The following is a 13441-nucleotide window of genomic DNA, read 5'->3' on the forward strand; positions in this document are numbered from 1 at the left end:
GGACGATTGTGCCGCTGACGGACGAATTATCTTCTCTCAAGGACGAATTATTCCGCTGACGGACGAATTATCTTCTCTCAAGGACGAATTATCCCACATGTAAGACGAATTATCTTCTTTGTTAAACCAACGTACATTTTTTAAAACGAAAGTTCTGTTCTTTGACACATTTATTTTTACTAAAAATACAGGAAACCTATCATTAATAGAGAATATTTCTATTAAAATATCGATAAGGAGTGGTTACATGATTATAAAAGAATGCGAGAGACCTTTAAAAGTACATATGATAGAAGCTCTAATGAGGCGCTTACCACCTGATCATGCTAGGCAACCGATATTAAACTTAGATATCAAAAAAATCAAAGTTGGATATAGTGGAGAATATAGAGTCTTATCTACTCTAAATGCCCTTCCTGAAAAAGAGTATCTTCTCTTTCATGACCTCCGTTTAATCGGATCACCCTTCCCCTTCCAAATGGACATCCTTATTCTTACTTCTTATTTTCTATTAATTATTGAAGTGAAAAACATGGCTGGTGAAATCTATTTCGACAACACATTCAATCAACTTATCCGCACAAATACAGATGGAAAAACGGAAGCTTTTGATGATCCAATTCTGCAAGTGAACCGGCAGCGCCAACAGCTGTTAGAATGGTTAAAATCAAAAAAAATCATCAACATTCCAGTAGAAACATTAGTCGTCAGTGCCAATTCGTCAACTATAATACGAGCTGAGAATAGAGATATTAATAGAAAAGTGATACGTAAAGATAGTATTCTTATAAAAATTGGAGAATTCAAAGAAAAATATAAAAAGAAAATCCTTTCAACTAGAGATATGAAGAGAATATCTACTTTATTGCTCGACGAACATACACCTTATATTCCAAAGCTTTTAGAAAGTTATGGAATTCCTATTAACGCCCTTCAAACAGGAGTGTACTGCCATAAATGCTATGCATTTTCTATGGAGAGGCGATTAAGAAAGTGGATTTGCCGCATATGTTTGCATTCTTCCCATGATGCCCACATCTCTGCTCTTCAGGATTATGTATGCCTCGTTAAACCTACCATTACCAACAGTGAATTCCGGCAATTCCTCCAACTCAAATCTCCATCCAGCGCAAAAAAGTTATTAACTTCATTAAAGTTAAATCATTCTGGCCACACCAAAGGAAGAGTTTACTCTTTACGTTCGATTTTTGAGGATAGGACGAAATAATTGGTGTGAAGGACGGATTATTTTCTTGAAGGACGAATTAACTTCCTGAAGGTCGAATTAATTTGCTCACGGTCGAATTAACTTCCTGAAGGTCGAATTAGTTTGACCCACGGACGAATTCATTCACTGAAGGTCGATTTATTTGACCCACGGACGAATTGATTCACTGAAGGTCGATTTATTCCGACCCACGGACGAATTCATTCACTGAAGGTCGATTTATTCCGACCCACGGACGAATTCATTCACTGAAGGTCGATTTATTCCGATCCACGGACGAATTTTTTCCCTTAAGGTCGAATTTAAAACTAATTCAACTGCATTCACAGCATAATCAGAGCATTTTACCCTTTATTTGTGATACCTTATATAAAAAGGAGAGGTGCGCAATGAATATTAAACCGCTTGCTTTCCGGATGCGGCCTCGGTCGATTGATGAAATCATTGGGCAGGAGCATCTGGTCGGTGAAGGAAAGATTATCGCAAGGATGGTCAAAGCCAAGCAGTTATCTTCAATGATTCTGTATGGTCCGCCTGGAATTGGTAAGACATCGATTGCTAGTGCGATTGCCGGAAGCACGAAGTTTGCGTTCCGGACGCTGAACGCGGTAACCAATAACAAGAAAGATATGGAGATTGTCGCTGCTGAAGCGAAGATGTCTGGTAAAGTGATTTTGCTGCTTGACGAGGTCCATCGCCTTGATAAAGCGAAACAGGATTTCCTATTGCCTTATCTCGAAAACGGGATGATTACCTTAATTGGCGCGACGACTAGTAATCCTTATCATGCAATCAATCCGGCAATCCGCAGCCGGTGTCAGATTTTCGAGCTCAAATCATTGGAAATCAGCGATATCACAAAAGCCCTGGAACGTGCACTTCATGATGAAGAGCGCGGACTTGGTCAATATAAAACAGAGGTCGGCTTTGATGCCCTTACGCATTTTGCGACCGCTTCGAACGGAGATGTCCGCAGCGCTCTGAACGCCCTAGAGCTCGCTGTTATTTCCACCGAACCTGACGAGTCTGAAACGATTATTATAGATTTACAAATTGCCGAGGAATGCATGCAGAAAAAAAGCTTTTCACATGACAAGGATGGAGATGCTCACTATGACGTCCTGTCCGCCTTCCAAAAATCAATCCGTGGCAGCGATGTGAATGCTGCCCTTCATTATTTAGGGCGCTTGGTGGAAGCCGGCGACCTTGTCAGCATTGCCCGCCGTTTGGTCGTCATTGCTTACGAGGACATTGGTCTTGCTAATCCGCAGGCTGGCCCGCGAGCCCTAGCTGCAGTTGAAGCTGCTGAACGGCTTGGTTTTCCAGAAGCCCGGATTCCACTGGCCAACTCAGTTGTCGAGCTGTGCTTATCACCGAAATCAAACACAGCCTATATCGCGATTGACGCAGCCTTATCTGATATTCGCAGCGGCCATAGCGGTGACGTGCCTGACCATCTTAAGGATGCCCATTACAAAGGGGCAAAAGATCTCGGCCGAGGCATCGACTATCTATATCCGCATGACTACGAAAATGGCTGGGTGAAGCAGCAATACTTACCGAACAAACTGCGCAACAAAAAATATTATAAACCGAAAAAGAGCGGGAAATTTGAACAAGCCCTTGCCTCGGTCTATGAAAATATTGAGAAAAAGAAATAACTCCGGATCACACCAGACCCGGAGTTTTTTCATTGTGGAAAATGAAAGCTTTTCACATGTCTCATATTGACAAAAACCGTATCACCTTGAGCATTCACCATCTCAATGATGCTGTCTTGCAGATGATTGATTTTCCCAATATCCATCGGATGCCTACCTAAATTGAGCACGACCAGTTTATTAGTTAACTTTTTTAACTGTTCCTCTAATGTCCGTGCCCAGCTTAAAGTAGAAACCTGAAGAAGTTGTTCACTTTTGTTCAAGCCGTACGGCCCTTTTTCTTCATCACAAACTGTAAGCCACTTCAAATGATCCATCGAGATGAACATCGTTTTAAAAACAGGTGAATAAAAGACGAAGTAGTTATTCATAATGCCCACGATATAGCCATAGACCGGATTTGTTTTAGCAAGTAAAATTTCAACAAGCATGCCCTTCGCGTTCATCAACAATTTGCGGAACGACGTCTCACTGATTTCTGGATCTACCCCCTTCTCAATCTCCTCATCCGTTATTGGAAAGGAAAAATTTTCAATGTGCCTTAATGGAATGTAGCGGTACACTTTTCCCGTATACAGGACAATAATGTCCGAACTTGCTTCTATTAAAATCCCAACTACTTGAATATTTCCAGAGAGTTCTAGTTCAATATACTGACCAATATTTTTAGATAACAAGTTGTGACCACCTTTCTATTTTATTGTTTAAAAAACTCAAATCCCACCAATAAGCCATTTTGTCCAAATCATCCACAGGCAGGATGTAAAACTGTCAGTTAAACGCTAAGACTAAGCCTTTCTTATTTTGTAACCGGAACACTTAGCTAATTTACATTTGAATCGCCTTGCTTGGCCAATTTTTCCCGGAAATTAGTCCACACGATGTTAGGGTTTCATCAGTGAGAAACAACATTTCAATCTCTCAATTCTATCTCGATAACTTTTACATCATTTAAATTTAGACCATTGTGGACTGCTATCGACGCGCTTTAAGCCGCAGTAAAATCACTCCTCGTATCCAGTAAAAGGATTACACTTATAAGAGTAATAGAATACATTTTCCATTACGAGCACTAGCGGCATGTCCACTTTCAAAAGAAGGCACAACAACTTTGTTGGTTGCTGTACCTGTATGGTCAATCTTCTTCTTTATAGATACCCTTCGATGCTTTAATCATATTTTCAAGCCACATTTGCTTAAATATATTTACACGACGACGACGACCCTCAGGTCTGACATCCTCTTCACCCTCAGGATCGACACTCTCTTCACCCTCAGCTGGATTTTCATTTAAATTATTTTCTTCTGTGGAGAATTCAATTGTACCAAATCCCTCGATAAGGCATTCAGTTGAATTGCCTTCTTCTGATGAGCTTTCTGTTGAACTACTTTCATCTGATGAGCTTTCTGTTGAACTACTTTCATCCGATGAGCTTTCTGTTGTATTGCCTTCTTCCGATGAGCTTTCTGTTGAACTACTTTCATCTGATGAGCTTTCTGTTGTATTGCCTTCTTCTGATGAGCTTTCTGTTGTATTGACTTCTTCTGATGAGCTTTCTGTTGTACTGCCTTCTTCTGATGAGCTTTCTGTTGTACCACTTTCGTATGATGAGCTTTCAGCTGAACCACTTTCGTATGATGAGCTTTCAGCTGTACCACTTTCGTATGATGAGCTCTCTGTTGTATCACTTTCGTATGATGAGCTTTCAGTTGTATCACTTTGATGAGCTTTCAGCTGTACCACTTTCGTATGATGAGCTCTCTGTTGAATTATTGTTTTCTGATGAGCCCTTATTTGAATTACTGTCTTCTGATGAGCCCTTATTTGAATTATTGTTTTCTGATGAGTTCTGATTTGAATTACTGTTTTCTGATGATCCTGTATTTGAACTATTTTCATCCTCATCCTTTGCTAAGGACAAAACTTTGATTTGTTCGGTGGTAACATAAAATATTTCTTCATTTTTGACAACAATGACGTGCTCGTCAGCCACTTCAACCAGTACTCCCCCTACCTTTTCAGGTCCGCCGGTATTAATCGAAACCCAGTTGTGGATAAGCAAGGATAGGACGTCATTAAGTGTAATTGCACCCGAAAAGGTAACCTCAGATGAATCATCATTAGATTGGCTTTCCAAGATGGTTACATTTTTAACGTTTGAAAACGGGAATACGACAAGCCCGTCCTTCTCGGTGGATAACACTAAAAACTCCTCTTTTGCATCTAAAACCCGGCCAATTTTTGATTCCGGCCCTCCACCATTCACTTTAATGGAGCTAGCGACAAGTGTTTCCAATAATCCCAAATAAGTATTTGGAAAAACACGCGCTTCATCTACCGGTAATACATCAACACTGGCTTTTTTCGCTTGCCCGATTACCATTTTCAAATACTGACTGGCATAATAAACTAATTGATTATCTTCTGTTTGAAGAACAATATAATCGTCCTTCACTTCTAATAGCTTGCCTTCTCTAGAATCCGGCCCGCCTTTAAACACCTTCACAAATTTACCTTTCAAAGCTTCAAGGTACGGTAAATTAACAGTCTCTGCCATTTTTCCTTTAGCCTCCAATAGTTATTTATACTTTAATGATATCCGTACTGCATATATATGCGCCTTCTTTCTAATAGGGACTTTGCTAATCACCCATTTTAAAGTAAATCCTCGTTCCCCCATAAAAGATTCAAGGGCTTTTCTCCATGCAATCAAAAAAAACCTCGGAAACTTTTCCGAAGCTACATTATTATTTTTCCTTCATATATGAAATTAGCACACGGGCACTTTCCTTTTGCCCGGATTTTGTAACTGTCACATAGACCTTTCCTGATTTTTTACCGACTTGCTTAATGGAAGATGTCACTCTTTTCCCCTTTACCGTTAATTTAGCAAACACACTCCCTTTTGAGTTGTTCACCTTAACTACTCACTTTCACGGTATCGGTCTTTCCTTTATTATTCGATGCATTCTCTTGGTTTTTTTAAAGATGCTGATGTTTCCCCTTTATAGTAACCAATACGTTTTTTCACAATAAAAAAAACTCCAAATACTAATTTGGAGTCATACAATTTACCTATGATGTCCCTTCAGTCATCCGACCACCGATTTCCCACTACTTTCGCGGAGGTCCTCGACATTTTCCTTGGCGACGATCTGGCCATCCTTAATCAGAATGACTTCATCTAGAATTTTCTCGAGATCTCCTTAATCGGATGAGCTTTCAGTCGAACTACTCTCGTTTGATGAGCTTTCAGTCGAACTACTCTCGTTTGATGAGCTTTCAGTCGAACTACTCTCGTTTAATGTGTTTTCAGTTGAATTACTTTCATTTGAAATTGTCATTTTTCCTATAGCCTCCAATAGTTATTTATACTTTAATGATATCCGTACTGCATATATATGCGCCTTCTTTCTAATAGGGACTTTGTTTAACCGCCCATTTTAAAGTAATCTATTTTAATTAGATTCAAAGGCCTTCTCCTTGCAAACAAAAAAATAACCTCGGAAACTTTTCCGAAGCTACATTATTATTTTCCCTTCATATTTACCTATGATGTCCCTTCAGCCACCCGACCACCGATTTCCCACTACTTTCGCGGAGGTCCTCGACATTTTCCTTGGCCATGATCTGGCCATCCTTAATCAGAATGACTTCATCTAGAATTTTCTCGATTTCCTCAATTTCATGAGTCGTGATGATAACCGTTTGCTTTTCAAAATCGATATAAGACAGCAAACTACGTACAATCGACTCGCGGACCATAACATCCAACCCTGAAAATGGTTCATCTAATAACACGACCGGAGCATCCCGTGACAGAGCGAGCACTAATTTAAGCCGCCCCCGATTACCTTTCGACAGCGAGCGTACCTTCTTCCGGACATCCAACTTCATGAATGCCAGCATTTCGATTGCCTTATCCCGATTAAAATCAGCAAACTGCGATGCATGAAAATCAATATACTGACCCACCGTAAAATTAGGATAGAAAAAATCAATCTCAGTTAAATAAGAGACTGCCGAGGCAATCCTCCTGCTCACCGCCACTCCTTCGACCGTCACAACACCATGATCCGGTTTCGCCAGACCAGCAATCAGCTTGAGCAAGGTCGACTTACCGCTTCCATTCGCTCCTAACACCCCGTAAATCTTCCCCACTTCAAACGTGAGCGAAATATTATCCAGGGCAACGACGCTTCCATACTTTTTCGTTATTTCACGCAGTTCAATTATCATTCTGCTTCCCCCTGCTTCATCAAAAATTGCTGTACTGCTGCCAACATTTCTGTTCTGGACAAGCCGATTTCTTTCATGTTTTCAACGAACGTTTCAATAACTTCTGTTTGAATCCGGGTACGCAGTGAAGCAATCAACGCCGGATCATTTTTAACGAATGTACCTTGCCCCCTTCTCGTCTCCACAATTCCATCCCTCTCAATCTCTGCGTAGGTACGCTGAATCGTATTCGGATTGACCCCCATCTCAACAGCCATTTCGCGAACAGATGGCAGTTTTTCACCGCTCTTTATCTCTCCACGCACAATCGAATAACAAATTCGATCGGCTACTTGTAAATAAATTGGTTTTGATGCATGAAAATCCTCTGACATCAATCACACCTCAATCTTTCGGTCTAGCAACCAACATGCCGCGAGAAACAATAGCACTAATCCAATAACATCCAACCCGCTTGTTAAAAGTGAAATATTCCCCCCGCCTTCTAGATAAAGCTCCAACTTGAATTCAGACATATTCATTGAAGAACCACTCATCGCAGGTATTAACCATATTTCATCTAGCTTCTGATAAAATGCCGTATTTACAATCTCATTCCGGAGAATAATCATCCCTAAACATAGAACAGAAACAAACAGCCAACGAAGATGTTTAATAGAATGAACCCGGGCGAGTGCATGATACACCACCCATAAAAACAGTAAAAAAACGGCAATTAAAATACTAACCATTAACATAAACGCGTCTATCTTAAGCAAGCCCATTATTCCCAACTTATTTTCCACCTGAAAGTCTGCCTGAAAATAACTCACCGGTATCGTCGATGCCACAAAAATAAGACAGGAGGAAAAAATAATCGAAACCATTTGAAACAGAACACTCATCAATAATTTACTTCCAAGCAAAATCGCCGACGACTGAGGATTGTAAATCCATAACTGTGTCTTCCCGTCAGAATTCAAACATCCAAAAATCAGAGAGACCATAATAAACGGTTGCATAATCATGATCAACCATGTGCACATATAAAAAAGACCTGCAACTTCAAAATACCTGGATGCAAAAAAAGAAATGAACACTAAACCCCCTTGTACAACCAACAGCCAGAGCAGAGCATTTTTCCCAATCAGCCACTCCTTTTTCATCAATCCTTTAAACGAATTCAACTTCTCAACCCCTTCACCACTGTGTTAGTTACATAGTACACAATAACACCAAAAATTGTCAAAGGTATTATAAAATAACAAAATAAACTATTCTTTTAAACTGAAATTAAATATAATAGACTAAGTGATTACAAAACGAGGAAGGAAGTAAGATATGAGAAACGAAAAAAAGAAGAAAAAGAAACGGACATGGCTGAAAGTAGTCGGAATTGTCGTCCTTCTTATTATATTAGGCGGTGGAGCCTTTGCCTTCTCCGTATGGAATTCCCTAACAAAAACTGTAGACACGATGCATACGCCCATAGACCGTAACACGGATAAACGAACTAAGGACCTTGCCCTATCAGATCAGGAGCCCTTTTCTATACTCATGCTCGGTGTCGATGAACGAGATGGCGACAAAGGCCGTTCAGATACAATGATCGTCTTAACCGTTAATCCACAAAAGAAATCGGTTAAAATGCTGAGCATCCCGCGTGATACACGCACCGAGATTGTCGGACACGGTACACAGGATAAAATCAACCACGCGTTTGCATTTGGCGGCGCGGCAATGTCAATGGATACTGTCGAGAACTTCCTCGATATTCCGATTGACTACTATATGAAGATCAATATGGAAGGCTTTAAGGATATCGTTGACGCAGTCGGCGGTGTGACTGTGCAAAATAATTTGGACTTTACCTATGAAGGTGTCCATTTTGCCAAAGGAAGTATTAATTTAAATGGAGAAGAGGCGCTTAAATATTCACGGATGAGATACGATGATCCAAATGGAGATTATGGACGCCAATCCAGACAACGTTCCATCATCGAAGCTGTTATCACGGAAGGCGCAAGCATTTCATCGTTGACGAAATACGATAAAGTTTTCGATGCACTAAGTAGAAATATTCAGACAAATTTGACGTTTGATGACATGATGGACATCCAAAAGAACTACCGGGACGCAAGCAAAGACATTTCTCAATCAACTATTCAGGGCAATGGAAAGAAAATCGACGGAATCTACTACAATATTGTGTCGGAAGAAGAACAAGAAAAAGTTCAAACCGAATTAAAAGAACATTTATCCATAAAATAATAAAAAATGAAAAAGCTGTCTGGACCCGCATCCAGACAGCTTTTTCATTTTCTTCGTCCAATATTCTGACAAAAACCGGACATCAATTGTAGAGATTTGTTGGAATCTTTGTTGTTTATTAGGCGCAAAAAGACGGTATAATCTAGTATGAGTTGAATATTCCTTTCTTCCACTTGAGCCATTTTTATAACTAGACACTTTTATTCTTTGGACACGAAATTATGCTAAATATCCTTCATAATCTATAACATAAAAGGAGTGAATTGTATGAAAATCAAGGCAGGTAGTTGGACAATGCTAAGCAAACAGGACAAAATGTTTATTCTGAAAGCTATCAGTGATCGCTCTAAAATGAAATATGTTTCATGAGAAGGAAAACTGTTGATTTCCTAGGTATATACCCTCTCCATTTTCAATAATTAAAGGAATCTTAAACCTCGAAAAAGGAGAGGAATCTATTCAAAACGATAATCCCATAACAAACGCCATTCGCCTTTTTCCTTTACCACATAGCAATCCTGTTCTATTGTAAACACGCCAAAGCGAGAATCGAAGACCTGTGTTACAGGAATCATATAGGCAGTTTTATGCACTTTTCCATCCTTAGCCAGGCTCCAGTTCTTCACTTTCTTAGATCGCCCTACATCATACTGAAAGGTTTCCACTTCCATATGCGACATAAAAACATGGGCCCGATTTTGCACATAATCGCCTCGATTCGGAAACCGTAGCTTCATTTCAGAACTTAATAAATCCCATGACTTCCCGAACTCCGCCCCACTCTCATACTCATAAAAATCCTCCACCAAGCGTACAGGGCCACTCGGCCAAAGAAAAAAGATACAACCTCCTACAGCTAAAACTAGGAGCATACTTGCCAATATTCCTTTTGGACTCTTATTTTGTCTTTTCATCTTTCATCACCTTCACAAAGGTCATTGCTATAATATATATATGGAAAGAACGATAAAAAAGAAGCATGTCGTTAGACATACTTCTTAAGGTATAGTATCGGTACGGTTTCATGGGTGATTTCTTATTTATAAGGAGTAAAAGATAAGAGGGCAAATGGGTTCAATGGCGCTTTCGCCGTCGATTTATCATTAGAAAGCATAGAATGCCTAACAATCCACCAAATGTATCAAGCAAAATATCCTGCCACAAGGGGGTACGTCCACCTGTGAATTTTTGATGTAGTTCGTCCGCACTAGCATAAAAAAGGACACACAAAAGAGCGCCTGAAATCGTAATAATGCTTTTCTTTACAAAAGTACGCCAAACACAAATCGTCAAAAAACCGAATACAAAAAAGATAATAAGATGGGCACCCTTCCTAATAAAAAACTCTAGAAAGCCAGCTACTCCAGCTGTATGAACACTCACCTCAAGCCCACCATACATAAATGAAATACCACTGAGTTTTTCATACAAAAACGGCGTATTTAACTTTCCTAAAAATGGAGAAATCCTTTGCTCCTCATACGTCTGCGAGGAAAAAAAGAAGATTAACATAGCCCATAAAACGAACAAAACTGGGAATAACCACTTACAGAACTTACCGATCATATTCTATCATCTTCCTCAATGATACTGCTTAGTTTTTCCTTAAGATCTTCCACAAGTTCATTTACTGTAACACCCTGCTGAAACTCTCCTTTTGTATAAGTATCTATTAATATATCAATAAAAGTCATTAGAACATCCACTCCAATATGAATAGAGCCACTATGTTGCCTAAACCCATTTTTCTAAAATAAGGATTATAGCTCTTTTAATTGATAATTACAAATAAAATGGGTTCATTTTTATGTAAATGATTTTTGTAAATGAAAACCTTCTCCACAAATAAAAAGTATCTAAATGTAAATTTTCAGGGGAAGCCACTTAAATCAGAATTAATTTTATCAAAAGGATGTTGCTTGAAACAAATTTAATAACCAAGCTATTTTAGTTATATACTACTTTTCATATAGTTCTATAGGCAAATCATCTGGATCACTAAAAAAGGTAAACTTTTTCCTTGTTATGGTATCAATACGTATAGGCTCGACAGGAATATTTTTACCTTCTAATTCTTCCACAGCCTGATTAATATCTTCCACTTCAAAAGCAAGATGTCTAAGCCCTCTAGCTTCTGGATAACTTGGTCTGTAAGGGCTATCTGGAAATGAAAACAATTCTAGCTGATAGTTTCCTCCAACCATTAGATCTAATTTATAAGATTTTCTTTCTTCACGATATGTTTCCTGATTGATATCCAAACCTAAAATGTTTACATAGAAGTTTTTCGATTTTTCATAATCTGAACAGATTATAGCTACATGGTGTATTTTATTTAACTTCATTTTCTGCCTCCAACAAATACAAGTTAGTTTAAATTTAATTCTAACAGAGTCATAAAATAATAAAAATCAATACATGAGATAAAATCTTCACCTTTTCATCTTCCATATAAATGAAGATGGCATTTTCCTTCATCGGTGTATCTTAAAGTTCCGCGTTCTTTCTTCTTATTTTATGTAGTTTTTGGATTTCCTAACTACTTCCCTTCACCTACCCATTTCGCAAAAGGAGAATTCCCTGCATATTTTCTCATTCACTCTCTTAAAATAAAAAAAGAACAATTTAGAGTGTTTTCTTTAATAATTCACTTCAAGAAAATAGAAAGGAAGTAAATAATATAAGAAATATGAATAGCGACGAGCAATAAAAAAAGGACTGGTTTCTCAGCCCTATTAGATAAATGCCCGTTAAGATTGACCAAGAAAAAAAGTCAATAAAGAAATCAAGATTAAAATAATAGTAATATAAGACCCAATAAAAATTTTCTTGCTTCTTTCTTTCTTTTCATATGCTTCCTCGAACGTAATAAATTTGTTTTTTGTCATCAAATTCTCCTTGTATTTTGATGGCAGCTTGACATCGCCTTCGCGAAGCCCTTTTAGCTTTATCTTTATAGTATAGTATCGTCAAATACACAAAAATATTAACTGTTTTATTCACTATTTTTTTGTTGGGCATTTATATCTATTCGTCACTTTCTAGTCTACTATAAATCATACAAAATACATTAATTCAAAATATTCCAATATACCAATTACCCTATTAAACTGTCCAAGGTATCATTCACCCCTGCAAAGTTTTCTATCTCTATCTGTTGCTAAATAACTGTTTTTAGGGCTGCAATTTGTTTAAGCTAGAAACCTTTTACTGATGTTTGAATAGTGCATTTTTTATTCCGAGTCTTTAATTTCTTATCCTATAAAATTCATTATAATTTTGATCCAACCGAAAATTGACAACCACAACGGAAAGCTTAAAAACGTTCCCCACAATAGTCCCACAACAATATTGCTGGATTCATTCATAATAAAGCATCTCCCATTTATAGGATTTTTTCCAATTGTTTTTCTGTTGTTAAATTAAATACTATTCAACCATTATTTTAAAAATCAGGTATCACAATAAGAATTATCTTCTCTTTATTAATCAAAATAATGCAGCTTCTTTCTACTTACTATATTCTTCATATTAATCCAACAAGAAAACGCTTACAATAGTGCTATATACTGATAATCCTTACTTTTTATTAAATATTACTTTACTACTTATTGAAAATTTTTAGCGCCGGAACATTCTAGTCAGGAAATATATCTAATTCCGAATATTCTATAGAAATATTAGTACTTACAATTTCCGAACAATACTATAGGGAACTAACAATATATTGTTCTAATCTATAAGAAACTCTTAGGTATCAGCCCACGAAAATGAATAGTTTTGTTGATAAAAGATCGCATCATCCGCAAGCATTTGAGTTATAACAAATGAAAACAGTAGAATCCAGTTCATAAAAAAAAGGCTGAATAACAGCCCTCCAAAGTATATGTATCTTTTTGTTTTTCTAATTCCAATTCTTGTGTGGCTAATTATTCAAGTTCTGTTCATTCTTAATAAAATCTCGCACTTCTTGAATGGAAACCCCTAAACTTTTTGCTTCCAAAATTAAATGAACCCATTCTGCATCAGTTTTTTTCTGCATATCTTCTTTTTCACCCTATT

At 37.9% G+C, this 13441-nt stretch carries 16 protein-coding genes; 3 read left to right on the plus strand and 13 right to left on the minus strand.

What is annotated here, in order from left to right; translation table 11 throughout:
- Window positions 1-247: 247 nt before the first annotated feature.
- Complete coding sequence (locus AKG34_RS16385; protein ID WP_053347062.1) at window positions 248-1228, plus strand: nuclease-related domain-containing protein; 981 nt, start codon at window positions 248-250, stop codon at window positions 1226-1228.
- Window positions 1229-1617: 389 nt separating this feature from the next.
- On the plus strand, window positions 1618-2889 hold the full coding sequence (locus AKG34_RS16390; RefSeq protein ID WP_053347063.1) for a replication-associated recombination protein A: 1272 nt from the start codon (window positions 1618-1620) through the stop codon (window positions 2887-2889).
- Between the two features lie 29 nt (window positions 2890-2918).
- On the opposite strand, the gene AKG34_RS16395 is transcribed toward AKG34_RS16390, so the two are convergent.
- The 7 genes from AKG34_RS16395 to AKG34_RS16420 form a co-directional block, all read right to left on the minus strand.
- Window positions 2919-3566: a YwrJ family protein gene (locus AKG34_RS16395; protein ID WP_053347064.1), complete on the minus strand. Its 648-nt coding sequence runs from the start codon at window positions 3564-3566 to the stop codon at window positions 2919-2921.
- Window positions 3567-4024: 458 nt separating this feature from the next.
- A complete protein-coding gene (locus AKG34_RS16400; protein WP_053347065.1) occupies window positions 4025-4633 on the minus strand; it encodes a hypothetical protein in 609 nt (202 codons plus the stop codon).
- On the minus strand, window positions 4605-5447 hold the full coding sequence (locus AKG34_RS16405) for a hypothetical protein (RefSeq protein WP_053347066.1): 843 nt from the start codon (window positions 5445-5447) through the stop codon (window positions 4605-4607). The genes AKG34_RS16400 and AKG34_RS16405 overlap by 29 nt, the downstream gene beginning before the upstream one ends.
- Before the next feature lie 190 nt (window positions 5448-5637).
- Window positions 5638-5808 carry a hypothetical protein gene (locus AKG34_RS28035; RefSeq protein WP_161804945.1) on the minus strand — a complete coding sequence of 57 codons (171 nt, stop codon included), beginning with the start codon at window positions 5806-5808 and terminating at the stop codon, window positions 5638-5640.
- A 628-nt stretch (window positions 5809-6436) separates the two neighbouring features.
- On the minus strand, window positions 6437-7129 hold the full coding sequence (locus AKG34_RS16410; RefSeq protein ID WP_082527675.1) for an ABC transporter ATP-binding protein: 693 nt from the start codon (window positions 7127-7129) through the stop codon (window positions 6437-6439).
- Entirely contained in the window at window positions 7126-7503 is a 378-nt protein-coding gene (locus AKG34_RS16415; RefSeq protein WP_053347067.1) for a GntR family transcriptional regulator, read from the minus strand. Before AKG34_RS16415 ends, AKG34_RS16410 begins: the two co-directional genes overlap by 4 nt.
- Window positions 7504-7506: 3 nt before the next feature.
- Window positions 7507-8295, minus strand: coding sequence for a hypothetical protein (locus tag AKG34_RS16420; protein WP_053347068.1), 789 nt, complete (start codon window positions 8293-8295; stop codon window positions 7507-7509).
- Between the two features lie 154 nt (window positions 8296-8449).
- On the opposite strand from AKG34_RS16420, the gene tagU reads away from it, so the two are divergent.
- A complete protein-coding gene (gene tagU / locus AKG34_RS16425; protein WP_053347069.1) occupies window positions 8450-9379 on the plus strand; it encodes a polyisoprenyl-teichoic acid--peptidoglycan teichoic acid transferase TagU in 930 nt (309 codons plus the stop codon).
- A 455-nt stretch (window positions 9380-9834) separates the two neighbouring features.
- Here tagU and AKG34_RS16430 read toward each other — a convergent pair whose 3' ends face one another.
- The 6 genes from AKG34_RS16430 to AKG34_RS27125 form a co-directional block, all read right to left on the minus strand.
- Entirely contained in the window at window positions 9835-10293 is a 459-nt protein-coding gene (locus tag AKG34_RS16430; protein ID WP_053347070.1) for a hypothetical protein, read from the minus strand.
- 160 nt (window positions 10294-10453) lie between these two features.
- Complete coding sequence (locus tag AKG34_RS16435; RefSeq protein ID WP_053347071.1) at window positions 10454-10945, minus strand: VanZ family protein; 492 nt, start codon at window positions 10943-10945, stop codon at window positions 10454-10456.
- Window positions 10942-11073, minus strand: a complete 132-nt coding sequence (locus AKG34_RS29330; protein WP_269083743.1) for a YwzD family small protein — start codon at window positions 11071-11073, stop codon at window positions 10942-10944. The genes AKG34_RS16435 and AKG34_RS29330 overlap by 4 nt, the downstream gene beginning before the upstream one ends.
- Window positions 11074-11337: 264 nt before the next feature.
- On the minus strand, window positions 11338-11724 hold the full coding sequence (gloA2, locus tag AKG34_RS16440; protein WP_053347072.1) for an SMU1112c/YaeR family gloxylase I-like metalloprotein: 387 nt from the start codon (window positions 11722-11724) through the stop codon (window positions 11338-11340).
- A 405-nt stretch (window positions 11725-12129) separates the two neighbouring features.
- Complete coding sequence (locus AKG34_RS28040) at window positions 12130-12267, minus strand: hypothetical protein (protein WP_157444530.1); 138 nt, start codon at window positions 12265-12267, stop codon at window positions 12130-12132.
- A gap of 1037 nt (window positions 12268-13304) precedes the next feature.
- The gene (locus AKG34_RS27125) at window positions 13305-13421 is read right to left on the minus strand and encodes an anti-repressor SinI family protein (protein WP_083450819.1); all 117 of its coding nucleotides are present in this window, start codon (window positions 13419-13421) and stop codon (window positions 13305-13307) included.
- Window positions 13422-13441 lie beyond the last annotated feature (20 nt).

It is taken from the genome of Peribacillus butanolivorans (assembly GCF_001273755.1).
GTDB lineage: Bacteria > Bacillota > Bacilli > Bacillales > DSM-1321 > Peribacillus > Peribacillus butanolivorans.